At 60.0% G+C, this 25,458-nt stretch carries 27 protein-coding genes and 1 other RNA gene; 14 read left to right on the forward strand and 14 right to left on the reverse strand.

Annotated elements, in window-relative coordinates; genetic code table 11:
• Positions 1–48 precede the first annotated feature (48 nt).
• Both ffs and AKV04_RS23835 read right to left on the reverse strand, forming a co-directional pair.
• Positions 49–146: signal recognition particle sRNA small type (ffs, locus tag AKV04_RS25880), an RNA gene on the reverse strand.
• Positions 147–235: 89 nt separating this feature from the next.
• Entirely contained in the window at positions 236–1,087 is an 852-nt protein-coding gene (locus AKV04_RS23835) for a zinc-ribbon domain-containing protein (RefSeq protein ID WP_054008905.1), read from the reverse strand.
• Positions 1,088–1,249: 162 nt separating this feature from the next.
• Between AKV04_RS23835 and AKV04_RS23840 the strand changes: the two genes are divergently transcribed.
• The 5 genes from AKV04_RS23840 (at position 1,250) to AKV04_RS23860 (ending at position 4,578) form a co-directional block, all read left to right on the forward strand.
• Positions 1,250–1,921 carry a cell division ATP-binding protein FtsE gene (locus AKV04_RS23840; RefSeq protein WP_054008906.1) on the forward strand — a complete coding sequence of 224 codons (672 nt, stop codon included), beginning with the start codon at positions 1,250–1,252 and terminating at the stop codon, positions 1,919–1,921.
• Positions 1,918–2,820 (forward strand): cell division protein FtsX, encoded by a 903-nt coding sequence (locus AKV04_RS23845; protein ID WP_054008907.1) that lies wholly within the window; start codon positions 1,918–1,920, stop codon positions 2,818–2,820. Before AKV04_RS23840 ends, AKV04_RS23845 begins: the two co-directional genes overlap by 4 nt.
• Positions 2,820–3,545: a lysophospholipid acyltransferase family protein gene (locus AKV04_RS23850; protein ID WP_054008908.1), complete on the forward strand. Its 726-nt coding sequence runs from the start codon at positions 2,820–2,822 to the stop codon at positions 3,543–3,545. Before AKV04_RS23845 ends, AKV04_RS23850 begins: the two co-directional genes overlap by 1 nt.
• Complete coding sequence (locus tag AKV04_RS23855; protein WP_054008909.1) at positions 3,542–3,883, forward strand: TfoX/Sxy family protein; 342 nt, start codon at positions 3,542–3,544, stop codon at positions 3,881–3,883. The genes AKV04_RS23850 and AKV04_RS23855 overlap by 4 nt, the downstream gene beginning before the upstream one ends.
• A gap of 83 nt (positions 3,884–3,966) precedes the next feature.
• On the forward strand, positions 3,967–4,578 hold the full coding sequence (locus AKV04_RS23860; protein ID WP_054008910.1) for an MSMEG_1061 family FMN-dependent PPOX-type flavoprotein: 612 nt from the start codon (positions 3,967–3,969) through the stop codon (positions 4,576–4,578).
• Here the strand turns inward: AKV04_RS23860 and AKV04_RS23865 are convergent, their stop codons facing one another.
• The 3 genes from AKV04_RS23865 to AKV04_RS23875 form a co-directional block, all read right to left on the reverse strand.
• Positions 4,579–5,184 carry a sterol desaturase family protein gene (locus AKV04_RS23865; RefSeq protein WP_054008911.1) on the reverse strand — a complete coding sequence of 202 codons (606 nt, stop codon included), beginning with the start codon at positions 5,182–5,184 and terminating at the stop codon, positions 4,579–4,581.
• Between the two features lie 152 nt (positions 5,185–5,336).
• Positions 5,337–6,122 (reverse strand): AAA family ATPase, encoded by a 786-nt coding sequence (locus AKV04_RS23870; protein ID WP_054008912.1) that lies wholly within the window; start codon positions 6,120–6,122, stop codon positions 5,337–5,339.
• Between the two features lie 122 nt (positions 6,123–6,244).
• Entirely contained in the window at positions 6,245–7,204 is a 960-nt protein-coding gene (locus AKV04_RS23875) for an acetyl-CoA carboxylase carboxyltransferase subunit alpha (protein WP_054009032.1), read from the reverse strand.
• Between the two features lie 247 nt (positions 7,205–7,451).
• On the opposite strand from AKV04_RS23875, the gene AKV04_RS23880 reads away from it, so the two are divergent.
• Both AKV04_RS23880 and AKV04_RS23885 read left to right on the forward strand, forming a co-directional pair.
• Positions 7,452–8,249: a polysaccharide pyruvyl transferase family protein gene (locus AKV04_RS23880; RefSeq protein ID WP_162232939.1), complete on the forward strand. Its 798-nt coding sequence runs from the start codon at positions 7,452–7,454 to the stop codon at positions 8,247–8,249.
• Positions 8,250–8,318: 69 nt separating this feature from the next.
• On the forward strand, positions 8,319–9,161 hold the full coding sequence (locus tag AKV04_RS23885) for an AraC family transcriptional regulator (protein ID WP_328287169.1): 843 nt from the start codon (positions 8,319–8,321) through the stop codon (positions 9,159–9,161).
• A 197-nt stretch (positions 9,162–9,358) separates the two neighbouring features.
• On the opposite strand, the gene AKV04_RS23890 is transcribed toward AKV04_RS23885, so the two are convergent.
• On the reverse strand, positions 9,359–10,318 hold the full coding sequence (locus AKV04_RS23890) for an L-malyl-CoA/beta-methylmalyl-CoA lyase (RefSeq protein ID WP_054008914.1): 960 nt from the start codon (positions 10,316–10,318) through the stop codon (positions 9,359–9,361).
• Between the two features lie 344 nt (positions 10,319–10,662).
• Here AKV04_RS23890 and AKV04_RS23895 point away from each other — a divergent pair, with 344 nt between their 5' ends.
• Positions 10,663–11,523, forward strand: a complete 861-nt coding sequence (locus tag AKV04_RS23895) for a D-amino-acid transaminase (protein ID WP_054009034.1) — start codon at positions 10,663–10,665, stop codon at positions 11,521–11,523.
• A gap of 45 nt (positions 11,524–11,568) precedes the next feature.
• Here AKV04_RS23895 and AKV04_RS23900 read toward each other — a convergent pair whose 3' ends face one another.
• A complete protein-coding gene (locus AKV04_RS23900; RefSeq protein ID WP_054008915.1) occupies positions 11,569–12,516 on the reverse strand; it encodes a calcium-binding protein in 948 nt (315 codons plus the stop codon).
• A gap of 132 nt (positions 12,517–12,648) precedes the next feature.
• Positions 12,649–13,380, reverse strand: a complete 732-nt coding sequence (locus tag AKV04_RS23905) for an N-formylglutamate amidohydrolase (RefSeq protein ID WP_054008916.1) — start codon at positions 13,378–13,380, stop codon at positions 12,649–12,651.
• A gap of 137 nt (positions 13,381–13,517) precedes the next feature.
• Between AKV04_RS23905 and pyk the strand changes: the two genes are divergently transcribed.
• The 5 genes from pyk (at position 13,518) to pheS (ending at position 17,197) form a co-directional block, all read left to right on the forward strand.
• Positions 13,518–14,966, forward strand: coding sequence for a pyruvate kinase (pyk, locus tag AKV04_RS23910; RefSeq protein WP_054008917.1), 1,449 nt, complete (start codon positions 13,518–13,520; stop codon positions 14,964–14,966).
• 46 nt (positions 14,967–15,012) lie between these two features.
• On the forward strand, positions 15,013–15,237 hold the full coding sequence (locus tag AKV04_RS23915) for a hypothetical protein (RefSeq protein ID WP_054008918.1): 225 nt from the start codon (positions 15,013–15,015) through the stop codon (positions 15,235–15,237).
• Between the two features lie 117 nt (positions 15,238–15,354).
• Complete coding sequence (gene rpmI, locus AKV04_RS23920; RefSeq protein WP_054009035.1) at positions 15,355–15,555, forward strand: 50S ribosomal protein L35; 201 nt, start codon at positions 15,355–15,357, stop codon at positions 15,553–15,555.
• A gap of 12 nt (positions 15,556–15,567) precedes the next feature.
• Positions 15,568–15,930, forward strand: coding sequence for a 50S ribosomal protein L20 (gene rplT / locus AKV04_RS23925; protein ID WP_054008919.1), 363 nt, complete (start codon positions 15,568–15,570; stop codon positions 15,928–15,930).
• Between the two features lie 184 nt (positions 15,931–16,114).
• Positions 16,115–17,197: a phenylalanine--tRNA ligase subunit alpha gene (pheS, locus tag AKV04_RS23930; protein ID WP_054008920.1), complete on the forward strand. Its 1,083-nt coding sequence runs from the start codon at positions 16,115–16,117 to the stop codon at positions 17,195–17,197.
• A 3-nt stretch (positions 17,198–17,200) separates the two neighbouring features.
• Here the strand turns inward: pheS and AKV04_RS26425 are convergent, their stop codons facing one another.
• Positions 17,201–17,416, reverse strand: a complete 216-nt coding sequence (locus tag AKV04_RS26425) for a hypothetical protein (RefSeq protein WP_162232940.1) — start codon at positions 17,414–17,416, stop codon at positions 17,201–17,203.
• Between the two features lie 92 nt (positions 17,417–17,508).
• Between AKV04_RS26425 and pheT the strand changes: the two genes are divergently transcribed.
• Positions 17,509–19,917: a phenylalanine--tRNA ligase subunit beta gene (gene pheT, locus AKV04_RS23935; protein WP_054008921.1), complete on the forward strand. Its 2,409-nt coding sequence runs from the start codon at positions 17,509–17,511 to the stop codon at positions 19,915–19,917.
• A gap of 108 nt (positions 19,918–20,025) precedes the next feature.
• Here the strand turns inward: pheT and AKV04_RS23940 are convergent, their stop codons facing one another.
• From AKV04_RS23940 to AKV04_RS23960, 5 genes are read right to left on the reverse strand one after another with little or no spacing between them, the layout of a single operon-like run.
• Complete coding sequence (locus AKV04_RS23940; protein WP_156317811.1) at positions 20,026–20,700, reverse strand: DUF1523 family protein; 675 nt, start codon at positions 20,698–20,700, stop codon at positions 20,026–20,028.
• 12 nt (positions 20,701–20,712) lie between these two features.
• On the reverse strand, positions 20,713–20,979 hold the full coding sequence (locus tag AKV04_RS23945; protein WP_054008922.1) for a hypothetical protein: 267 nt from the start codon (positions 20,977–20,979) through the stop codon (positions 20,713–20,715).
• Entirely contained in the window at positions 20,976–22,352 is a 1,377-nt protein-coding gene (locus tag AKV04_RS23950; protein WP_054008923.1) for a DUF6638 family protein, read from the reverse strand. The genes AKV04_RS23945 and AKV04_RS23950 overlap by 4 nt, the downstream gene beginning before the upstream one ends.
• Entirely contained in the window at positions 22,353–24,281 is a 1,929-nt protein-coding gene (locus AKV04_RS23955) for an AAA family ATPase (protein ID WP_054008924.1), read from the reverse strand.
• Positions 24,282–24,323: 42 nt separating this feature from the next.
• The gene (locus AKV04_RS23960; RefSeq protein WP_235815750.1) at positions 24,324–25,457 is read right to left on the reverse strand and encodes a hypothetical protein; all 1,134 of its coding nucleotides are present in this window, start codon (positions 25,455–25,457) and stop codon (positions 24,324–24,326) included.
• Position 25,458: the final 1 nt, after the last annotated feature.

Below are 25,458 nucleotides of genomic sequence, written 5' to 3' on the forward strand. Positions count from 1 at the left end.
CGCAGCGTTGTTTCCAGCATCACTGGCAAACGCCTAATAGAAGGGGATAGGTGAGAGGCTGACAACGACCCAAGCGGGGCTCGTTACGGCTGCTTCCTTCCGGACCTGACCGGGTTGGCGAGGCGCTTACCCGCGCCAACCTCTCAATCGTCGATATAGGGCGGTGCAATCGGATTCGCAAGGCTTCGTGACGGGGTCACTAATGGGGCGTGATTTCGGGCAAAAGCGCAGACGGCTATGCCTTACCGCCCGCAAGCCCTTTCAGAAACCCAATGGCGGATTTCAGCATCCCGTCCAGCCACAGCCGCCCGGCATCCACCGCCGCGACATAGGCTTGCAACGCCCCCGCCGCCGCCGGGAATTGCTGCGCCAGTTTTGGTGCCATCACATAGGCGGTCAGCAGCGCCACGCCCAGAACCAGCATCAGCACGAAGCCCGAGCGGAAGCTGGATTTCTGCGCACCATCTTCGCCCAAAGTCTCGGCAATCGCCGACTGGCCCGAACGTTTTTCGCTGCTGGCGCGCAGGGTGGAGTTGATTTCCTCAATCTCGGGCAGCATTTCGCGCCGGGTTTGCGGTTTGACCACCGCCTCGGGCTCGCCCTTCATCCGCGCCAAGCGGCGCGCCACACCCCCCGCCGCCGGAGCCTCCAGCCCCAGTTCGGTCTGAGTTTCTACGACCGGAGTTTCCACCTTACGGGCTTCAACCTCACGCTCGGCTTCCTCGCGCAATACCGCCAGCACGCTTTCATCAATGCTGCGCAGGGCGGGTTCGGGCACGGGTGGCGCAGCCCCGCTCACCGGCGCGGCTGCGGTCAACGGCGGATCAAGCTCTGGAGCATCCACATCGGGCTGCTCCTGCGCGGCCACACCGACTGCAGCCGAACGCGCAGGGCTATCAATCGCCCCGACAATCGGCGGGGGCGCATCAAACAACGCCTCCTCTGCCGCCAATTCAGCCTCCACCTCGGGGGACAGCTGAAACCAGGCATGGCCACAGTTGGAACATTGTACATCGCGCCCCCCATCGGGGATCGCCGCTGCATCAACCTCATATTCCGCATCGCAATTCGGGCAAACTAGACGCATTGTTGGGGTCCGGGGTCATTTCTGAGAGGCAGGCTCGTAACTTGTAGCAATGAAGGAAACATTCTGGAAGCCTTTGTGGCAAAACTTGGGCCGAAGCGATTGAATCCGTTGCCACCTTGGGCAATGGTGCAACGCAATGCGCCCCAAACAGGATGAAACCCGGTGATTGCCTTCGACAATGTGGCCTATAGCTACGGCGGGGGCGAATTGCTGTCCGAGATTTCGCTGCGCTTGGCCCCCGGTTCGTTCCATTTTCTGACCGGGCCTTCGGGGGCGGGAAAATCCACCTTCCTGAAACTCTGCTACGGTGAACTTTTGCCCAGCGCCGGACGGATCACTCTGTTTGACCGCGAAGTGCGCAGCCTCAGCCGCGACGATATCGCCCTGACTCGCCGCCGCATTGGCATGGTGCAGCAGGATTGCCAGTTTCTCGACCATCTGCCCTTGGCCGCCAATGTCGCCTTGCCGCTGACGGTGGCGGGCAAAGCTTCTGTCCCGCAGGATCTCAGCGATCTGCTGGGCTGGGTCGGCTTAGGCCAGTTGGCCGATGCGCTGCCGCCGTCTTTATCCGGGGGTGAGCGGCAACGCGCCGCCCTCGCCCGCGCCATCATCATCGGCCCCGATGTGGTGCTGGCGGATGAGCCCACCGGAAACCTCGATTGGGAGATGTCGCTGCGCCTGCTGACCTTGCTGGTCGAGCTGAACCGGATGGGCAAAACCGTGCTGATCGCCACCCATGATCTGAACCTGATCCGGCAGGCGAAAAGCCAGATCGCCGCCCGCGTGCTGCGGATATCCAAGCGCCGGATACAACTGGCCGGGGCTGATTTATGAGCCTGCTGTCGCGGCTCACCCCTGACCGTAAGGCCGACAGGCAGGCCGACCGCGTGGTGCCACCCTCGGGCCACTCCGCATGGCTGACCTCGTTCACCGCAGGGGCGATGGCATTTCTGGCGGTGTTCGCACTGGCCTTGTCGCTGGCAGCGGGGCGTTTGGCAGATCGCTGGTCGGATGCGCTGGAACGCACCGCCACAGTGCGGCTCTCCGCGCCCGAAGACCAAATGGATCTGCAAACCAAAGCCGTGCTGGCCGTCCTATCAACCACCCCCGGCATTGCCTCGTCTCGCGCCATGACCGACGCCGAACAGCGCGCGCTGTTAGAGCCGTGGTTTGGCCCCGACCTGCCTGTGGATGCCCTGCCGCTGCCCCGGCTGATCGAAGTCACCGAAAGCGGCGCGGGTTATGACGGCGAAGGCCTGCGGCAACGCCTCGCCGCCGAAGCCCCCGGCGCGGTGCTCGATGATCACACCCGCTGGCGCAGGCCCTTGGCCGTCGCCGCAGGCCGCCTGCGCCTGCTCGGCCTGCTCTCCATCGGGCTGATCGGCACCGCCACCGCCGCCATGATCACCCTCGCCGCCAGTGCAGCCCTCGCCGCCAATGCGCAAGTCGTCCGCGTCTTGCGGCAGGTGGGCGCGCGTGACGCCTATATCGCCCGCGCCTTCGTGCGCCGCTTCACCCTGCGCGCGATTTCGGGGGCAGCGGTGGGCACGCTTGTGGGCATGATCGGCGTGGCCCTGCTGCCCTCCACCGATACCGCTGGCGGCTTTCTGACCGGCCTCGGATTTCAGGGCCTAGGCTGGCTCTACCCGCTCACCCTGCCCCCCCTCGTCGCCGTGGTCGCCTTCGCAGCCACCCGTGCCGCCGCGTTCCGCAAACTCCGGGAGCTGACCTGATGCCGAAACCCATTCAATGGCTGCTCTCGCTGGTCTTCATCCTGCAAATGTATCTCGCCATGCTGGTGCTGGGCATCGTCTACCTGCCCTACGCTCTGCTGAACCGGGACGGAGCCGTCGCCGCCTGCCACGCCTTTTGTGCATGGGTCCGCTTCAGCCTGCGGGTGATCTGCGGCCTACGCACCGAAATCCGCGGTGAGGTGCCGCAAACCGAAGTGCTGATCGCCCCGAAACACCAAAGCTTCCTCGACATCATCCTGATCTACGGTGCCCTGCCCCGCGCCAAATTCATCATGAAGGCCGAGCTGCGCTTCGCCCCGATCCTCGGCTGGTACGCCCTGCGCATTGGCTGCGTCCCGGTCAACCGCGGGAAAAGGGGGGCTGCGATCACCCAGATGATGGCGGATGTGAAATCCGGCCTCGCGCGCCCCGGTCAGTTGATCATCTACCCGCAAGGCACCCGCGTCGCCCCCGGCGAAACCCTGCCCTACAAGATCGGCACCGCCGCGCTTTACAGCCAGCTCGGCCAGCCCTGCGTACCCGTTGGCACCAATGTCGGGCTGTTCTGGCCGAAACGCGGCATCCTGCGCCATCGCGGGACGGGCGTGGTCGACTTCCTGCCCGCCATCCCGCCCGGCCTCAGCAACGCCGAGTTCATGACCCAACTGGAGGCGCAGGTCGAAGCCTGCTCCAACGCATTGTTGGTGGAAGCTGGATACAAATGAGCACTTCCCTCGCCACCATCGAACACATGCTCGACACCATCCCGCTGACGCTGACGGTGAAGAAGATGTTCGGCGAATACGCCCTGTATCTGGATGGCATCGTGGTGGCCTTCGTCTGCGATGAGACCTTGTTCATCAAACCCACCCCCGGTGCCAATGCGATCCTGCCCGACGCCGAGCGCGGCCCCGCCTATCCCGGCAGCAAAGACTATATTATCGGCTCCGAAGCGCTGGACGACCCCGATCTTTGCGCCCGCGCCCTGCGCGCTGTCGCCGCCGACGCGCCGCCACCCAAACCGAAGAAACCGAAGGCCGCGAAGAAACCCAAGACCAGCTAAACCTGGGCTCTTAGCTCATCCTCTGCGCTCAAATATCCCCGCCGGAGGCTTCCGAACGAAGCCCCACAAACCACGGTTCACCCATGACGCCCCCCACTTGGATCACCACTCTAGACGACCTGCACGCCCATTACGGCACCCCCGGCAAACCGGCCCTTGCCAAAGTCACAGCACATCTGACCCCCGCCTATGCCGCCTTCATCGCCGCCTCACGGTTCTGCATCCTGTCCACGGTTGGCCCCGAAGGCACCGATGGCAGCCCGCGCGGCGATAAGAACCCGGTGGTGATCCCGCTCGATTCAGAAACTCTCCTGATGCCCGACTGGAAGGGCAACGAACGCATCGACTCCTTACGCAACATCATCCGCGATGGCCGTCTATCATTGATCTTCCTTGTCGCAGGCTCCACCACCGCCATCCGCGTCAACGGCACCGCCAAAATCACCGCCGACCCCGATCTGCGCGCCCGCTTTGATCGAGAGGGCACCCAGCCGCGCAGCGTGATCGTGATCCGCATAGCCGAGGTCTATTCGCAATGCGCCCGCGCCCTGCAACGCTCGGCCCTGTGGACCGCTCCCCATGCCGAAAACCTGCCCACCCCCGGCCAAATGCTGCAAGACGCGACCGCAGGCGCGATCAACGGGGCCGATTATGACGCCGAGCGCGCCACCCGCGCACACCTCGGCTGGTGGTGATCAGCGCCGCGCCAAAGTGCCAAACACCCAATCCCACAAAGGTGAGGTGACGCCGAAATTATGCGCAACATCATGATGATGCACGGCATGGAGCCGGATCAACCTCCGCAGCCATGCCCGCCCGCCGCTGCCCAGATGATGCACCACATAATGCACGCTAATATAGCCGAGATAGCCGAACAGCACGCCCGCCATCACCGCGGCCGCCCACTCGGGCCGCAAAGCCCACGTCAGCGGCCAATAGACCAGCCCATAGAACACCAAGAGCGTCACCAGCATCGGCGTGCCTTGCAACTCACGCGGGGCCGCGTGATGCGCCAGATGGATCTGCTGCAACAGCGGTGCGTGGTGGAAGGCAAAGCGGTGGATCAGATATTCTGCCAAACTCCAGCCCAGTATCCCCAGCGCTATCAATCCTCCCGAAGCAAATCCGCCACCCGGCCCAAACGCCAATACAACACACAGCAGGATCAACGGCGGATAGACCAGAAAATCGAGGAAAAACATCCAAGCCGGCATTTCCGCGCTGAACATTTGCAAAATCCGCGTTTTGGCTTTGCGCACGCTTTGCCAAAACGGATGGGTCTGCATCGCGTTAGGGTCCATATCTGTCGCCTGCCTTTATGCCGATGGCTCTGCGGGACGCATCGGCTGTCATGACTCCGTTACTCTCGCAGAGATTGCATAAAATATCCAGCCCGGCCCTGTGGATCGGAGGCGAGGATCGCAGCAGCCCAAAAGCCTGAACTAAAAAAGGACTAAAAAAGGCCCGTATCTTCATCCGCGATAGCGTCGTCAATAAAGCCGCCCGGATCAGCCATAAAAGCTTGATACAACTTGAAATGCCGCGTCTGCCGATAGTCGACCGCTGCAAGACCGCCTTTGCTGATTTCCAAAACCTGCGCATTGGGCAGCGCCATCAGCAGCGGCGAATGAGTTGCCATGATCACCTGCGCGCGACCCAGCGACTGAATACGGCTGAGAAGACGCAAAAGCTGTAACTGGCGCTTGGGCGACAGCGCAGATTCCGGCTCGTCGAGAAAATAGATGCCCTGTCGCGACAGCCGTTCCTCAAAAAAACGCAAGAACCCCTCGACATGGCTTTCCGACAGATAATCCGGTGGCGGGCCACCGCCATCCCGCGCCGCTTCGTCCAGATAGCGCGCCACGCTGAAGAAAGATTCCGCCTTGAAAAACCAGCCATTCGTGACTTTCGGCAACCATGCCGCCCGCATTACCTCGCCCAGCGCGCTGCCACTGGTATCAATCGCACGCGCGTGGTCGACTGGACGATAGCCCTTGCCACCCCCGGCCTCGTCATAACCGCTGAGGCCCGCAATCGTCTCGATGAGTGTGGATTTTCCAGTGCCGTTTTCACCGGTGATGATGGTAACGGCGGCAGTGAAATTCAGTTCAAACTCCGGGTCGGCCAACCAAGGCAGGTTGAAGGGATAATCCTTGCGCCCCGCGATCCGCTCCGGCAACAGGCTGATCCGCTTCAAGAACGGCGGTGGCAGACTGGTTCCTGTGCGTTTGCGGCTCATCGTGATACCTTGGCGGCCCTGTCACCGCATCATGCGGCAAAAGTTAAGGCCGCGTAAACACGCGGCCATAACCCATTGATTCTTTAGAAATGCAGCATGTGTCCACGCGTGGACACCCCCGCTTAGGCGGCCAACCCCTTGCTGCCCATATCCAGGAATTTCTGGCGACGATCCCTGATCAAAGCCTCGGGTTTCTTGCCCGACAGCTCTTTCAGCATGGTTTCAATCGCCTTGCCGACCGCTTCAATCGTGTCTTTCCGCCCGCGCTGAGCCCCGCCCAGCGGTTCCTTCACGATCCGATCAATCACGCCCAATTTCTGCAGATCCTGCGCCGTCAGTCGCAACGCCTCCGCCGCCTCCCGCATCTTTTCGGCATCTTTCCACAGGATCGACGCGCAGCCTTCCGGCGAGATCACCGAATACACCGAATGCTCCAGCATCGCGATCCGGTTGGCGGTCGCAAACGCCACCGCCCCGCCAGAGCCACCTTCCCCGATGATCACCGAGATCAACGGCACGCCAATCTCCAGACATTTCGCAGTCGAGCGCGCAATCGCCTCGGCCTGCCCGCGTTCCTCGGCACCCTTGCCCGGATAAGCACCGGGGGTGTCGATCAGCGTGATCACCGGCAGATGAAACCGATGCGCCATATCCATCAACCGCACGGCTTTACGATAGCCCTCAGGCCGCGCCATGCCGAAATTGCGTTCAATGCGGGATTTGGTGTCGTTGCCCTTTTCATGCCCGATCACCATCACCGGGGTGTCGTTGAAACGCGCGAGGCCGCCCATCACCGCGTGATCGTCCGAGAATCCCCGATCCCCGGCTAGGGGGGTATATTCCTGAAACAATGTCTCAATGTAATCTTTGGAATGAGGTCGTTCCGGGTGGCGCGCCACCTGACATTTCCGCCACGGCGTCAGATCCTTGTACATATCCTTCAGCAACTGATCCGCCTTGCGGTCCAACTGCTCGGCCTCTTTGGTGACATCCATCCCGGTATTGCTGCGCGCCATCGCGCGCAGTTCCTCGGCCTTGCCTTCAATTTCGGCCAAAGGCTTCTCGAATTCGAGGTAGTTCATCGAGCACTCCATCGCAGGCCAGATCATCGGCCCAAATCATCGGCAAGGCCCCCTATATGGCCGCGTGACGCGGAAAATGCAACCGACCACAACTATCGCCGGACAGAGTGCCCTTTCGCGTTGTCGAGAGCAAAGCACGACGCTACCACTTAAGCACAAGGCTGGTTTGGCAGGTATGTGAGGAATTGTGCAGGTATTTCTGGCAAACGACACCTCGCGCAGCGCACATGCGGGCTGCAAAGCGGTCATGCGATCACTGCACGCCGCGATCGCCGCCGTGCCGGGGTTAAAGATTTGCGGCACCCACAGCGTCGGCACTCGCGAGATCGACGAGAGCGCCTTCTATGCCGCAGATGCCGTGCTGATCAACGGCGAAGGCACCATCCATCATTCCGGCCAACATGCGACCTATCTGCTGGCGCTGATTGCCGAGGCGAAGGACGCGGGCAAGAAAGTGCTGCTCGTCAACGCGCTGTTCCAGCAATACGAATGCCAATCCGATGATATTCTGGCCGATCTGGCCTTGCTCACAGTGCGCGAGCCGCGCAGCGCTGGCTTTGCCCGCCGCTATGGTGGCACGCCCCGCGTATTGCTCGATAGCGCCGCCGATCCGGCCTTTACCGAAGGCGGCACGGCCACGCCGCTGACGCATGGTTGGGTGATCGGCGGCTACATCGACAGCGGGTTGCTGAAAGACCCGTTCAAGCGCATCGTGGGCCACCATTTGAACATCCACAAAAGCCCGTTTGAGGATATCATCGCCACGCTGCGGACTGCCGAGTTGTATTTCACCGGGCAACATCACGGAGTTTACGCAGCAGCGATTGCGGGGTGCCCGTTTATCGTCACGCCCTCCAACAGCCATAAGATCGAGTCGTTTGTGGAATGGACCGGCCTGCCAATCCCGATCTGCATGCAGCAAAAAGAAATCCTGCCCGCCGCCGCCTTCGCTCTGCGCAATCCCTCGATCTATGGCGAGTTGCAGGATTTTATGAAAAGCCAGTCGGTTCTGACCAGCGCGATGCTGGTCGAGGCTTTGGGCTGACAGCTGCGGTGACCGCAGTTCGGCAAGATTTGTGATATTGCGCCATGCTAGCCCTTTTTTAGAAGGAGCATGTCCAAGATGACCAACGGCTATGAAACCCGCCTGATCCGCGAGTTGGATTTCATCCATGACGACCCCGCTGGGGATTTGAGCTTGGATGCACTGGCAGATGTTGCGGCACTGTCTCGGTTTCACTTTCACCGGGTGTTTCATGCGGTGATAGGGGAAACGGTCGCGGCGGCGGTACGGCGGATGCGGGTGTACCGCGCGAGCGTTGCACTGGTGCAGACCACCGCGCCCTTGGCCAAGATCGCCCACGCGGTTGGTTATCCCAACCTTGCCTCCTTCACCCGCAGCTTTGCCGAACTTTATGGTGTGCCCCCGGCCGCCTTCCGCGCCAAGGGCGAGCTGCGCCCCCTGCCCCCCTTGTTCAGAACTGGAGTACCGCCGATGTATGCCGTTGAAATCCGACAAGACCCCGCCCGCAGGCTGGCCGCGATGCCGCATAAGGGCGCTTATACCGAGATTGGTCGTGCCTTTGAAAAAGGCGGTGCGGTGCTGGCTGCGCGCAAGCTGATGGGTGCCTGTGGCGGCATGGTCGGGGTCTATTATGATGACCCTGCCGCGGTAGCTGTGGCGGACCTGCGCAGCCATGCCGGGTTTGAGATTGGCTCTGGCCCGATTGATCCGCCGCTGGAGTTGGTGAACCTGCCCGCCGGACGCAACGCCGTGCTGCGGTTTAAGGGTTCTTATTCTGGCCTGCCCGCCGCCTATGAACAGCTATACCGCAACTGGTTGCCGGGATCGGGCGAAACCCCAGCCGACAGCCCGGTGTTCGAGGTTTATCTGAACACGCCGATGGATACGGCACCCGAGGAATTGCTGACCGAGATTTGCCTGCCGCTGGCTTGAAGGCGGCGTAAACCCAAGGCCCAAAAACAGCACAGCCCCGTGGGTTACCACGGGGCGTGCATCCTCCCGAGGATGCGGCATCGGGCCTCCTCTCCCTTTGCCGCGCGGGTATCTCTGGGGCATACTGTCGCATGCCGCAGCGTCACAGTGCCGTCACAGAACGCACGAGTCAACAGGATCTTTTCGGCGCTGAAACATTAAGCAGCGGCGATCATTTCCGCCTGTTTCACGATCACTTCCGCCTGTTTAATCGAGGCAATATCGACCAGACGGCCCTTAAAGACCGTGGCACCCTCGCCCCGCGCCTTGGCATCTGCCATCGCGGTGAGAATCTCCCGCGCCTCAGCCACAGCGGCTTCAGACGGCGTGAAGACCTCGTTCGACAAAGCGATCTGTTTGGGGTGAATCGCCCATTTGCCAACCATGCCCAAAGTGGCCGAGCGGCGGGCTTGGGCGCGAAAACCCTCATCATCGCTGAAATCGCCGAACGGCCCATCGACGGGCAAAATGCCATGGGTGCGACAGGCGGCAACGATGGCCACTTGCGCCCAATGCCACGGGTCGGACCAATGCTTCACACCCTCGCGCAGCATGTAGTAGTTTTCCTGCGTGCCACCGATGCCTGTTGTCTGCATCCCCATCGAGGCCGCGAAATCCGCAGCCCCCAAAGACATCGCCTGCAAGCGCGGGCTTGAGGCCGCGATTTCCTCAACATGCGCGATGCCAGCGGCGGATTCGATGATCACCTCGAAAGAGATCGGCTTGGCACGGCCCTTGGCGCGTTCAATCGCGGTGACGAGGGCATCGACGGCATAGACATCTGCGGCACAACCCACTTTGGGAATCATGATCTGATCTAAGCGCGGGCCGCATTGCTCCAGCAGATCAACCACATCGCGATACCAGAACGGAGTATCGAGGCCGTTGATCCGCACCGACAGGGTTTTCTTGCCCCAATCGAGCGTATTGACCGCCTCGATGATGTTGGCGCGGGCTTGGTCTTTGTCGGAAGGTGCCACCGAATCTTCCAGATCAAGGTTGATCACATCCGCCGCCGAGGCGGCCATCTTGGCGAACAGCGCGGGGCGCGAGCCGGGGCCGAACAACTGGCAGCGATTGGGGCGTGCCGGGGGGCTGGGTTGCAGACGGAAGGACATTTTTGCCTCGCAAGGATATTTCACAGTATTTGCAACATTTGGTATATTGTTGCGTCATTGACGGCAAGTTGAATTTGCAGTTGCAGCAATTTGGCAAGCAGTCGCGCAGAAATTATTGATCTTTCTGCGATAAATCATAGATTTTGGCCATAAATCCGAAGATTATTCCGATAAATCAGAGAATTCATTATACTAATCCCTACACCAAAGCCTTTGCGTGCAGTTCCTTGCAAAGGCTCGCCGCACAGCAGCGGCACAATGGAGCGACCTTGACCTCCCCGCGCTTCTGTCTCACACCCATGCGCGCAGAATGGGCCGCCCTGCGCGGATTTGAGGATAACACGATGACCAGAACCGTCTACCTGAACGGCGAATACCTGCCGGAAGCCGAAGCGAAAGTCTCGATCTTTGACCGCGGCTTTCTGATGGCCGATGGCGTCTATGAGGTCACCTCGGTGCTGGGCGGCAAGCTGATCGACTTTGGCGGCCATTGTGTGCGGCTGGCGCGAAGCCTGTCGGAATTGGAGATGCAGAACCCGCACTCGGATGCCGAATGGCTGGCGATCCACCGCGAATTGGTGACACAGAACGGCATCAGCGAAGGCATGGTCTATCTGCAGGTGACGCGCGGCAATCCGGGGGACCGGGATTTCGCCTATCCGCCGGAGGATGTGACGCCGACCGTGGTACTGTTTACCCAAGCCAAGCCGGGGCTGGCCGACAATCCGGTGGCGAAGGTCGGGTTCAAAGTGATCTCTATCCCCGATATTCGCTGGGGGCGACGCGATATTAAAACGGTGCAGTTGCTCTATCCTTCGATGGGCAAGATGGCGGCGAAGAAGGCCGGGGTGGATGACAGCTGGTTTGTTGAGGATGGCGTGGTGACCGAGGGCACCTCAAACAACGCCTATATCGTCAAAGGCAACAAGATCATCACCCGTCAGCTTTCCAGCGATATTCTGCACGGCATCACCCGCGCGGCGGTGCTGCGCTTTGCGGTAGAGGCGCAGATGGAGGTTGAGGAGCGGGCGTTCTCCATCTCTGAGGCCCAAGACGCGGATGAGGCGTTCATCACCTCGGCCTCGGCCTTTGTGATGCCAGTGGTTGAGGTTGACGGAGCGGCAGTCGGCACGGGAAAGCCAGGCCATATCGTGGCGCGGCTGCGCGAGATTTACTTGGATGAGATGCGCAAGGCGGCGGTCTGAAACGGCGGCTCGGGCTTGCATATAGCAAAGCCCGAGCCGTCATTGCTAAAACTGAAACACGGACACCTGCGAGATCGCGAAATTGTTCGCGTTCAGCAGATGGGCCAGTTCGATGGTTTGATCAGGATCGGCATTACTTTCCAGTCCGACCGTAACAGTGCCAGTGTCGGCGTCCGTCTGTGAAAACAGTGTCCACTGCGACAGATCGGCGACGCGCTGATCGACATCCAGCTCCAGACGGTCATCGTTGCCATCATAATCGCTGACGGTGATCGCTTCTGCGTCGTCGCGCTCATGCACAGTGACCATCAGATCATTGCCCGCCCCGCCCGTTAGCGTGTCGCCATCATCGCCGATCAACAAATCATCCCCTGCCCCACCCGCGACGTGATCCGAAGCCTGCTCGGCGGTTACCCAGCCATCCAGCTGATTGTCGGTGGCCGAAACAATATCATTGCCGTCGCCACCATCCAACGTGTTTTGGCCAGAGTAATCCCAGATTTCATCATTGCCTGCGTCGCCATGCACAACATCATCGCCAAGCTGGCCGTGTTCAAACGCGTAATCGGAAACCGCGCCATCCACCCAACTGACATCATTGCCCGAGCCGAGCGAAATCTGATCATTGCCTTCCTCGCCCAGCATAAGGTCACTGCCGCGACCGCCGAACAGGCTGTCATCACCGCTGAGCCCAAGCACAACATCGTTACCCGCGCCGCCATAAAGCTGGTCATCCCCCGCGCTGCCATCGACAAAATCATCGCCGTCGCTGCCGCTTATGGTGTCATCGCCTGCGTTCCCTATCAAAGAGTCATCGCCGCCAAGGCCGCTGATCTGATCGTCGCGTGCAGTGCCAAGAAGGGTGTCGCTGCCATCGCCACCCGTCAGCGTCTCGCCAGTATGATCAGGTTCGTCAGGTTTGTCGTCATCGTGGCTAGACCCGGAAAAAGCGAAACCAAGTATCGGCAAGGCGAGTAACAGCAAAAATTCCATCTTTGGCACCCGGTAAAATCATTCTGAATTGGATTAGAAGAGCGAAAGCAGCTGCGCGTCAACTTTCGCAACAATTTTGCCTTAAATTTTCCACAATTTTAGCCTGATCTCGCGATTGTTTCCAAAAGAGCGCTAACCAGCCAGCCCCGCCAGCACTTCGCTTAGAATCGGCGCAAGCCGCAGCGCCCAAGCTTGCTGTTCGGCCTCGGTCGCGATCAGATCATTGCGCAACTCTATCAAGGTGTTATGCCGCCCGGGTTGCAGCGCGTGCATGTCAATCGCATCGCCGGGAAGATGGCCTGCGTAGGGCTCGTTGTCACCGATGCAGAGGTCGGTCTCGGCCAGCAAGCGGGCAATCAGTGGCTTGGAAAACCGCTCGTCCAGATGGCTATACAGCACACCCACATGCCAAGGCCGTGGCGGGCGACCTTTCAGGCAAGGCGTGAAGGAATGAATTGCAAGGATCACCGTATTGGGCTGGCGGGCCGCCAACCGCGCATAGGCTGCGTGGTAGGGACGGTAGAGCGTATTCAGCCGCCGCTCGGTTTCCACGGCATCGACGTGACGGTTGGCGGGGATGATGGTGCCGTCATAGAGCTTCATCACCAAGGTCGGGTCATCCTCGCCCCGGTTGGGATCAATCACCAGACGCGAGAAGTCTGAGCAGATCACCGGGCTGTCGAGTGCCACGCCCAAAGCCCGCGCCAAACCCGCCGCCCCGACATCATAAGCAATGTGGCGCGCCATATCGGCATCGTTGATCCCCAAAGTGCCGCCCAAATCATCAGGCACCCGGTTGGTTGCGTGATCACACGTCACTAGCCAGCGCCCCGGCCTGTTTTCGCCCGAAATCGAAAAAGCCATGCTGTTCCCGTCACAATTCCTCGACTTCTGCTGTTTATGCTACCGCGACCAAAACCGCCAGTTGCTCCGCGCGTCAGTTTGTTCCATAAGACGCGCGGCCCACCACGAAAAATAGATGCGACGAAAAGGAAAAAGGCATGAGACGCCTTCGGAACGTAAAGATCGTGGCCACTCTGGGCCCAGCCTCCAGCGACTATAAAATGATCCGTGCGCTGTTTGAGGCCGGGGCCGATGTGTTCCGCCTGAACATGAGCCACGGCACCCATGCCGAGCAGGCCGCGCGCCATACCATCATCCGTCAGGTCGAAGCCGACACCGGGCGTCCGATCGCGATTTTGGCAGACCTTCAGGGGCCGAAGCTGCGGGTCGGCGTGTTCGCCAATCCGGCGGGCGAAACCTTGGTTGAGGGCGCTGCTTTCCGCATGGATCTCAGCAGCACGCCGGGCGACGCAGCCCGGGTGCAACTGCCGCACCCCGAGATTTTTGCAGCACTTGAGCCGGGTGCTTCGCTGCTGGTCAATGACGGTAAGATCCGTGTGCGGGTCAAGGACTGCGGCAAGGATTACGCGAATTGCGTGGTTGAAGTCGGTGGCGTGATTTCCAACCGCAAGGGCGTCAACGTGCCCGACGTGGTGCTGCCACTGGCAGCTTTGTCCGCCAAAGACCGCGAAGATCTGGAATTTGCCTGCGAACTCGGCGTCGATTGGCTGGCGTTGTCCTTCGTGCAGCGCCCCGAGGACGTGATTGAGGCGCGGGTTTTGGCGCGCGGTCGTGCCGCGATCCTGTCGAAGATCGAAAAACCTGCGGCGGTGAAAGCCTATGACGCGATTCTGGCTGTCTCAGATGGCATCATGGTAGCGCGTGGCGATCTGGGCGTTGAATTGCCCGTCACTTCGGTGCCGCCAATCCAGAAACGCCTTGTGCGGGGTGCGCGAGCTGCGGCCAAGCCGGTGATCGTGGCGACGCAAATGCTCGAATCAATGATCGAAGCGCCTGTGCCGACCCGCGCTGAAGTCTCGGATGTGGCGACTGCGATCTATGAAGGTGCCGATGCGGTCATGCTGTCGGCCGAATCGGCTGCAGGTAAATATCCGATCGAAGCCGTCACCACGATGAACAACGTCGCGATGTCTGTCGAAAAAGACCCGACCTATCGTCAGGTGATTGAGGCCTCGCGGCAAGTGCGGCGCGAAACCATCGCCGATGGCATCGTGGCGGCGGCGCGTGAAATCGCCGAAGCCACCAATATCAAGGCGATTGCCTGTTTCTCGCAGACCGGCACCACCGCTTCGTTGGTGGCGCGCGAACGCCCTCAAGTGCCGATTCTAGCGCTGACACCGCTGATGTCGACCGCTCGCCGGATGTCACTGACCTGGGGCTTGCACTGTGCCATCACCCCGCCGCAAGATCGCTTCAAAGGCGCTGTGCTGGCGGCCGTGAAGGTCGCGCGTGAGGATGGCTTTGCGTCAAGCGAGGATATGATCGTCGTCACCGCAGGTGTGCCGTTCAACGTCAAGGGCACCACCAACATCCTGCGCGTGGCGCCCTGCGACGAAAGGTTGATTTCTTTCAGTGAGCCGGAGTAATCTTTGACGCAGCCACGGTTGGCGCGTTTGTCAAAGGTGTATCGGGATGAGCAACGATCAGATACTTGTCATCGGCATTATCGTCTGCGCTCTGGCTATTCCCTCGCTGCTGGCGGCTTTTTCTGAAAGCCGCCCGCCGCGCGCGGGGGCCATAATGATTTTGATCGGCGGCGTGCTGTTGACCTATGCGCTGACGCAGAAGGCGGGCGGCTATCGGTTTGAGCAGATCCCACACATCTTCGTGCAGGTCATTGCGGATGTGATCAAGTAATCCACCGCGATTGCCCCTTGCACCCAGCACCCAGCCCGCCTATAGCACCCTCTCGAATACCCCGCGAGACCGGCCTACGTGGCATGCCGAGTCCCGCCTGAAACCACGGAGATGGAAATGCCCAAGATGAAGACCAAGTCGGCGGCGAAGAAGCGTTTCAGCTTCACGGCCTCCGGTCGGGTGAAAGCTGGCGTCGCCGGCAAACGCCACGGCATGATCAAACGCACGACGAAATTCATTCGTGACGCGTCCGGCACTATGTTGCTGAGCCCGTCCGACGCGAAAATCGTCAAGAAATACATGCCCTACGACCGGTAAGGAGAACAGCCGATGTCCCGCGTTAAATCCGGCGTAGTTACGCACGCCCGCCACCGCAAGGTGATCAAGAAAGCGGCTGGCTACTACGCCGCCCGTTCCACGAACTTCCGCACCGCGACGCAAGCTGTTGACAAGGCTCAACAGTACGCGACGCGCGACCGTAAAACCCGCAAGCGCAACTTCCGCGCTTTGTGGATCCAGCGGATCAACGCCGCTGTGCGTCTGTTCGATATCGAGTTCACCTACTCGCGTTTTATCAACGGTCTGGCGAAAGCTGGCATCGAGGTGGACCGTAAGGTTCTGGCCGATCTCGCCGTGCACGAGCCCGAGGCGTTCAACGCCATCGCGGCACAAGCCAAGGCAGCTTTGGTCTGAGACCAATGCGATGATTTCAGGAAAAGCCCTGCCCTTTGCGGCGGGGCTTTTTCTTTTGGCGGATCGCTCTGATAGGCTGTTGAACCCTCCGGGGGAGTAATTCAAAAAGAGCAAATCCAAGCTGCGGCTTGCAAATCTACGCCTTGCCCGCTAGCACGAAGCCGCAGGAATACCGGAGATTGCTATGGACGGGCTAGACACGCTGAAGGCCAAATACCTGACCGCCGTTGCCAATGTGGCCGACGAGGCGGGGCTGGAAGATTTGCGCGTCGCCGCCCTTGGTAAGAAGGGTGAGATTTCGGCGCTGATGTCGGGTCTGGGCAAGATGGAGCCTGATCAGCGCAAGGCTGCCGGTGCCATGCTAAACGTGCTGAAGGACGAGATTGACGCTGCTTTGCGTGCCAAGAAAGCGGCTTTGGGTGATGCCGCGCTGAATGAGCGCCTGCGTTCGGAATGGCTGGATGTAACGATGCCGGGGCGTCCGCGCCGGGTTGGCACCATCCATCCGGTATCTCAGGTGATGGAAGAACTGACCGCGATCTTCGCCGACATGGGCTTTGCCGTGGCTGAAGGTCCGCAAGTGGAGAGCGATTGGTATAACTTCGACGCGCTGAACATCCCGCCGGAACACCCGGCGCGGCAGGAACATGACACATTCTTTATGAACCGCGCCGAGGGCGACACTCGCCCGCCGCATGTGCTGCGCACCCATACCAGCCCGGTGCAAATCCGCGCGATGGCCGCCCAAGGTGCGCCGATCCGGGTGATCGCACCCGGTCGCGTTTACCGCATGGATATGGACCAGACCCACACGCCGATGTTCCATCAGGTTGAGGGCCTCGCCATCGACCGCAACATCAGCATGGCCAATCTAAAATGGGTGCTGGAAGAATTCTGCCGCGCCTTCTTCGAGGTGCCCTCGGTCGAGTTGCGGTTCCGCGCCAGCCACTTCCCCTTCACCGAACCCTCAGCCGAGGTCGATATCCGCTGCTCGTGGGAGGGCGGTCAGTTGAAGATCGGTCAGGGCGACAAATGGATGGAGATCCTTGGCTCGGGCATGGTGCATCCGAAAGTGTTGTCTGCGGCTGGGGTGAACCCCGACGAATGGCAGGGTTTTGCCTTTGGCATGGGCATCGACCGGATTGCGATGCTGAAATACGGCATCCCGGATCTGCGCGCGTTCTTTGAGAGCGATCTGCGCTGGCTGCGCCACTACGGCTTTGCGGCTTTGGACATGCCCGATCTGGCGGGCGGGCTGAGCGCTTAAATCCTACTGCGCGGGCGCGATCAGAGCCCGCGTCAGTGCCGTGAATTCGTGCGCGATCGTCATATACAAAAGCGCAGTCAGCCCGAGCAGTAAGCAGAGCTTCCCAACGTTCAGCCGTTTGCGGTCCTTTGGGATTTCAAACATCGGGTCCATCATCCGGGCGGTATAGCTGATCATTGCCCACAGAATAAGGCAATCTCCCCGTTGATCTGGCGACAAGCCGTTTCCACGGGAGAAACCTGCCCTGCCCGCTTCCCCTTTCCGCCTCAATGCGTTAATCCCGCAAGCGACAATTCCCGAAGGGCCGCGCCATGAAATTCACCCTGTCTTGGTTGAAAGATCACCTCGAAACCTCGTCCAGCTTGGACGATATCCTCTACGCCCTCACCGATCTGGGGCTTGAGGTTGAGGAGGTGGTCAAGCCGCTGGCCAAACTCGCGCCCTTCACCATCGCAAAAGTGCTGCACGCCGAAAAGCATCCCGATGCCGACAAGCTGCAAGTCTGCCGTGTTATGACGGATGAGGGCGAAAAGCAGATTGTCTGCGGCGCGCCCAACGCCCGCGTCGGCATCACTGTGGTTTTGTGCAAACCCGGCGACTATGTACCCGGCATCGACGTGACGCTGGGTATCGGCAAAATTCGTGGCCTCGAATCGCATGGCATGATGGCATCCGAGCGTGAGTTGGAGCTTTCTGATGAGCATAACGGCATTATTGAGCTGCCCTCGGGCGAGGTTGGCGAGAAATTCACCGATTGGCTGGCGATAAACCGCCCCGGTCTGGCAGATCCGATGATCCACGTCAAAGTCACCCCCAACCGCCCCGATGCTCTGGGCGTGCGCGGCATTGCCCGCGATCTCGCGGCGCGGGGTTTGGGCACGTTGAAGGCTCTGACAATTCCGGTGATCAAAGGAGGCTTTGCTTCCCCAGTGCAGGTGGAAATCTCCGCCGATCTCAAAGCCAAAGGCTGCCCACATTTCGCAGGTCGCACCATTCGCGGCGTCACCAACGGCCCTTCCCCGGATTGGCTGGCCAACCGCCTGAAAGCCATCGGCCTGCGCCCGATTTCGGCTTTGGTCGATATCACCAACTACTTCACCTTCGGGCTGAACCGCCCGCTGCATGTGTTTGACGCGGCCAAAGTCCACGGCAAGCTGCGCGTGCATGCCGCCCAAGGTGGTGAGCAATTCGCAGCGCTCGACGGTAAAACCTACACCTTGCGCGCAGGCCAGATGTCAATTTCCGACGATCAGGGCGTAGAGAGCCTCGCCGGGATCATGGGCGGTGAAGTCTCAGGCTGCACTCCGGAAACCCGTGATGTGTTCCTCGAATCCGCATGGTGGGATCCGATCACCGTCGCCGCCACCGGCCGCGCACTGAAGATCAACTCGGATGCGCGGTATCGGTTTGAGCGTGGCGTGGACCCGGCTTTCACCCTGCCGGGGCTGGATTTGGCCACCCAAATGATCCTCGATCTCTGCGGTGGCGAAGCCAGCGACATCGCCCTAGACGGTGCTCCGATTGACGCAGCCCGCGCCTATAAACTGAACCCCGCGCGGGTTATCAGCCTTGTCGGCATGGATATCCCTGAGGCTGAGCAGCGCAAGACCTTGGAATCGCTTGGCTTCACCCTGAACGGTGATATGGCTACTCCGCCGTCTTGGCGCCCGGATGTGCTGGGGGAGGCTGATCTGATCGAGGAGGTCGCCCGCGTCGCCTCGCTGTCGAAACTGCAAGGCACCCCCCTTCCCCGTGCCATTCCCGGCGTGCCGCGCCCGATCCTGACGCCGCTACAGGTCCGCGAGCGCACCGCGCGCCGCACCATCGCGGCCTTGGGCTACAACGAATGCGTCACCTACAGCTTCATCGACCAAGCCTCTGCTGCGCTGTTCGGTGGCGGCGCGGATGCCGTCCGCGTCGATAACCCGATCTCGTCGGAAATGTCGCATCTGCGCCCCGATCTGCTGCCGGGCCTGCTGCGCGCAGCCAGCCGCAACCAAGCCCGCGGCTTTGCCGATATGGCGCTGTTTGAGGTCGGCCCCGCCTTTCAAGGCGGCGAACCCGGCGAGCAGCATCTGCAAGCCACGGGTCTGCTGATCGGCCAATCCGGCCCGCGTGATCCCTACGGCAGCCGCCGTGCCGTTGATGTGTTCGACGCGAAAGCCGATGCCGAGGCGGCGCTGGCCGCCATCGGCGCCCCGGCGCGTGTGCAGATCAGCCGGAAGGTCGCAGCGTGGTGGCATCCCGGCCGCTCTGGCGTGATCGGTCTGGGGCCGAATATGATGGCAAGTTTTGGCGAGGTTCACCCGAAGGTGCTGGCCGAGATGGGTGTCAAAGGCCCCGCCGTGGCCTTCACCATTCTGCTCGCCAATGTGCCAATGCCCAAGGTGAAAACGCCGACGAAACCGGCGCTGGCTCTGTCTGATCTACAAGCGGTAGATCGTGATTTCGCCTTCGTCGTCGATAAGAGGATTGAGGCCTTGACGGCCGTAAACGCCGCTATTGGGGCCGACAAAACTCTGATCGAGTCCGTGCGGGTGTTCGACCAGTTCACCGGCGAAAAAGCCGAGGCGCAAATGGGCGTTGGCAAAAAGTCCATCGCTTTTACGGTGCGCTTGCAGCCCAACGACAAAACCTTGACCGAAGTCGATATCGAAGCGGTTTCCGCCAAGATCATCGAAAAAGTCAGCAAGGCCACAGGCGGCAGCCTGCGCGGCTAAAGCGATGAGCGCGGGGCGTTATCCGCCACGCCTCAGCACCTAGGACTCATAGATAAAGCACCGATTCAATACGATGTTTTTCGTATAATCGGTGCATTAACCTTGCACCTAGGGCTTCCTGCGCCAAGTACCAAACCAAGCGCCAATCCGGCCAAAGAACCCGCCTGCCCTTGCCTTGGCAGCCCCAGCTTGCGCCTCAACACCGTCCCAAGTCTCGCCGACTTCAGCCACCGCAGGCTCCACCATCCGCTCCCAAAACTGCAACCACATCCGGCGCAACATGAACACCCCGAACGCCAAAGCCAGCAGTACGATGATGTTCACGTAGGGGATAATCCGCACGTCCGGTCCGACCACTTCCTTTACTGCAACCGCGTTCGGGTAGATCGACAGCCACGCCAAACGCCAACCGTAATGCGTCACAGACACCCATTTCGGCGCGGTTTGCAGCGATTTCAGATTGCCTGCCTCGGCTTGCAGGTTGGAACTATCGTATTTGAAATAGGGCGGCCAGATCCAGCCGGTATCCTCGTTGCGGTAAACTATTACATGTCCATCTGGGAAAGCAGCCTCAACAAAGCGGATATCTCGCGTCACCGTGTTTTCGCCGGTGCCCACATCAGGCGAGGCATAGGCCCAAGAATTTTCCGAACCTACCGTGGTCAGACGATTGTAAGTATTTGTAATTCTGACAATATCATGCTGCGGCAGCGTGTAATGCAGAAAGCCGCCCACCACGAGTACAACCAGAATTCGGAAGCTCCACTTCACATAGGTCCACATTCTGGTCTCTCCTTACTGATAGTTGACGAAATACACGGTCGCGCTGACCACCATCGCAGGGATGATGTAAACCAACCACAACAGCCGATGCCGCAGACCCTTTTGATACGCCTGCATCCCTGCCTCGATATAGGCATCGCGGTCGCCCTCTATACCCCCGGCGTCGAATTTCTTTTCCAGTTTTTCGCGCCGAACCGAGCGGGAATAGATCGAAACCAGTACGTAAACCACGGATAACAGGGCGAATCCCAGAATCGCCGCCCGCAAGATGCCGATCATGTCCGCCCCCCCAAACCTGCGCCCCTCGTAACAGCACCCCAAGGCCCAACCGCCGCGCCGAGATCGCGCGCAGGCTTCGGCTCGGGCCGATGCCGATTGTCCATCGACGGCTCGGGCCCAAACAACGCCTCGCGCGCACCCTGCGCATCGACCTTATACTCGCGTTCCAGAAAATCCGCGACATATTGGCGCTTGCGATCCGACCATGTGGCATATTGCGCGTAGAACAATTCCTTATGCACAATGAACATTTGACGCACATCCATTGGCGCCAGTTCCGACAGCAGCATATTAACCAAGTCTCGCTCCACCCCAGCCGAAGCCCGCAGGGTGTAGAAGTAGGCTTTGTGTTCCGAAGTGATTCGCGGCCAATCCCCCGCGCCTTCCACCCAGCGCAGAAGCTGCGCCAAACCCAAGAATTCCTCGGGCAAAGCATCGCCCAAGCGGTAGGCAATCTTGCGCAAATCCGTTCGCCGCGCGTCGCCAATTTCAAGATCCAACGCCTCGGCGGCATCGACCAAAACGAAGTCCATCTTCTGTCGCAGCACCGCCGCGGCATCCATGCCGCGCGCCTGCACGATGGGCTCCACCAGTCCGTTGCGCTCCAACCACTCGGCAATCGCATTGCGCTGGGTCAGATCCATCAGTGGAGAAATCGGCATATTTCCAATGGTTTGGCGCGGCTCTGTACTGACCACTCCGGGGAATTTCACGTCGCGAAACACATAGAGCCCGCCGAAATGGCTGGTCCAGAAACTGGGCTGCTGGAAGGTCATCGCAGGCAGATTGATCGGCACCCGCGTCACATCACCGGTCTTTTTCGCCAGTTCAATCATCTCGGCCATCAGCAGATCATCGCGCCACCCGTCGGGTTCTTGGCGGAAACGGTCGATCAGTTTGGCGAGTTTGCTGGCATCGGCGACATGGCCGCCGATGGTGTCGGCCTCTACGGTGATCTGTCGAATTTCCAGCAGTTTCGCGGGGTTCGCGATTTCATAGACTGAGTTTTGCAACTCCCCAGCCACCGCATCCCGCGCGGTGAGGGCGAAAAGCTGTGACTCATTGGCGTCGATGAACTGCTGCAAAATCCCGCGCGCGGTCGAGAATTTCATGTTTAGCAGGGGTGCGGATTTTTGACTGGTGGTCAGCAGGATGAATTGGCGATTACAGCCGTTGGGATTCAGATAGAGATCATCCCCCAATTCATCACCGATTTCCGGAGAATAGCCCGAGATGTCGATATGGAAATCCGTTAGCATTGATTGTTTGCCGATCAGATGCTTGAGGGCGCGATTATAGCGCTCAACCAGTTGCGGCGAGGAAACCTCAATCAGATTGCCGAACATCAGGCCTTTTTCGATGAGGCGTTTCATTTACGCCTTCCCCTCCAGATATCGCCGCTTGGCCTCTTCTTGCCGTTTGAAATCGCGCACCATGCCTTCGATTGCGACTTCATCCGATTTATCGGCATAGCGGAACTCGCTGTCAGCGTAGCGGTTGATTTCTTGGATCACCATTTCAACAGTAATGGGCGTCGTCAGTCCCTTAATCATCACCAGTTTTTCGTCGTATGGCTTGAACAGGAACAGATCTGGGTTCTCCATCCATTCATCCGGCAGTTCAAAATCCATCGCGCGCACTTTGACAGCATCGGTGATGTTCTTGATCGCGCGGCCGGTAAAGCGATCATCTGCTTGCTGAATTGCTTTTAGGTAGGTGCCGAGTTTCGTCAGCGTATCCAAGGAACCCAGATCGCCCTGAACCTTATCCCAGACCTTCAGCAGGCCATCTTCATGCGGCTTGGAATAGCCTTCAAAACTGGCCGTGACAGCGCGTTTGATCTCTTGGGCGGCGAACAGATCATGGCTTCCTACTGGAATACGGTGGTTCTTGCCCAATAGCAGCGAGAGAATGTCGATATAATCTTCGCGGCTTTGCGGTCCATCGACCAGAAAGCGCGCGCCCGCGCGTTGGCGCAAGGCATCATCGACGTTCTCCGGGTAATTGGAGAACATCCCGAAGGTACAATTCCCGCGCACCACAGTATTAGCCCCGGCGAAAGCGCCCATGAATACCGCCGTTACTTCCTGTTGACCTGCCGAGGATTGGCGGTCGCCGCGTTTTCCAGCGACCTGATCAATGTCGTCGATGGTGCCGAAGGCAATCACGCCGGGGTCTAACACGTTATCAATAAACGCTTTCGCATTTTGACCGGATTTCCCCTGATACGAGTCGATTTGGTCGATTGAGAAGTTTTGATAGCGGAATGGATAGCCTGCGGACTTGCAATAATCATTCAGAAATCCGGCCATCATTTGGATCAGCGTGGTTTTCCCCGTGCCGGGTTTACCATCGCCCATGAAGGTAAAAATGAATCCGCCCAGCTCGGCAAAAGGATTGAGTTTGCGTTCAAAGTCATAGGCCATCAACATTTTAGCCAGACGCAGGCTTTGATATTTAGCGATGTGATTGCCGACCACTTCCGAGGGTTTCTTGAATTGCATCGTCAAAGCGCCGCCTTTGGCGGCGCGCGCGGGTTTGAACCCGGCAATCGACAACGCATCCGCCTCAACGCGCCAAGCGCCGCTGGTAAACGCCTGCAAACGGGGTGCCGCTTCGGCGCGCAGGGCGACGCGCTGCATCAGTGCCTCGCAAAACGCGCCAATCACTGCGATCAGACGGGGTTCATCACTGGCGAGAAGGGCTACGTCCTGATCCAACTCCCACAACGCGCCTTGCAGGGCCAAGGGGGCGTTGTCGGTCAAGATTTCCTCGACTGCGCCAACCTCCACTGTCGTCGAACCCATTGATGAAGCGAGCAAAAATGCCGTAGCGTTGGCAAAGGTGTACAGTGTCGCCAGCGCCTCAGCGGCCAGAAATTCGGTGAACTCGACGCGCTTACCTTCAGGCAGACGGCCCTCAAGATTGGCCTTTTTCAACTCGGCCAGCCCGGATTGCGCCGAAAAAGTTTCCGCCATCGCCAGCGCAACAGCAAGACCCCGCCGCAAGCCATGCAGGGCTGCAGCTTGCACCGGGGAGACCAGACCATCGCCCAAGCTTTCGACGCGTTCCAGCAGACGGACGCCACCGGGGCGGGCGGTGCTGCGCGTCACCATACCGGGGGTGGTGGAGCGGAACATGGGGCGCGTGCCGATGCCGGGCGAGCGTTCGGTTTTCGCCTCAGCCATCGCCTTGGCCAAACGCGGAGCATGATCGAATCCAGTCAACAGGGCCAGCGCCGCATCATATTGTGCACGGATGGTTTCTTCCCGCAGTTCCATCATATCGCGCGCGCCGGTCATCTTATCTCCAATCTCTATTTATTCAAACACTTAAGCATGGCTTCATCGCGCAGGCATGATGCGGTCGCCCGCGCCCACCACAAACTTCCGCACCTCGCGAAAGCCCGGTGGGTTCAGATCGGCGAGAACCTGATACGGCCGCTCGGGCAAGATCACCATGCGTTCGATCCGCGTCGCCCCGCTGTCGCTGGCGATCCGGTCCAGCTTGTAAACCTGCCGCTCGGCGCTGGAGAACCAGCCGTCCTTGACCTCTTCCTCTCGGTCGGAAATCAGATCTTCCACCGTCCAGACCAGCGCCCAATCGTCACCATCCGGTGCGTTGGCGTCGGCCAGCACCTGCGCAATCGGGCCGGATTGCAGGGTGAAATCATGGCTGTGCATCGGGCCAAGCGTGATGCGGCGCAGGCGTTTGGGGTGCAAGCCCGCGAAATCCTTATCGAAGCCTTGCGCGATGGTAAGCAGCTTCAACCCCAGCGCCGATTGCGCCATCAAATGCGCCTGCGCCATCGGCCAGCGGCGATCATCATTCGGCAGGGGCTTTTTGCCGCTGTCTTCGACATCCATCAGGTAAACCACGGGCAGATTGGCTTGCGTGTCATAGACCGCCCAGTGCAGCAGGAAATGCTTACGCTCGGCGCCATCGCGGTGAACGTCTTCGATCCATTGGCAATCGGGGTCGTTGCGCGGCCAGAAGATGCCGCCAGTGGCGAGGGATTCGTAGTAAAGCCGCTGGCTTAGCGCGAATTGCAACTGGATCGGCACGGTCAGGTCGCGCACAATCTGGCGCACCATGCGGTCTTTCAGCTCGGTTTCCGAGGCCATGCCGCCGAGGTGTTTTTGCACCTGTGCGGCATCCAGCGCCATCATCATCAACTCTTGCGCCACCGGAAAGCCCGAGTCGTGGCGATCAAAGGTCAGCCGCGGCGAGCCGTCCGCCCTTCCGGTCATCAGGTATTTGTAATTCAGCGCCTTGAAGGTGCCGGTCAACGCCGACAAATACCGCCCCAAAATCCGCGCCTCGGTGCGGGTCAGACGCCCCTCGGCCTCGACCTCACCCGCGACCCGGATCAGATGGCGGGTAATCCGCTCAAACTTCGCAAAATACCGCCGCGCGGTGAGCGTGTCGTAGAGTTCCTGGTGGTCAGTCGTCAGCTGATCTTTGACCGTTTCGGCCACA

Source organism: Cypionkella psychrotolerans (assembly GCF_001294535.1).
Lineage (GTDB): Bacteria > Pseudomonadota > Alphaproteobacteria > Rhodobacterales > Rhodobacteraceae > Cypionkella > Cypionkella psychrotolerans.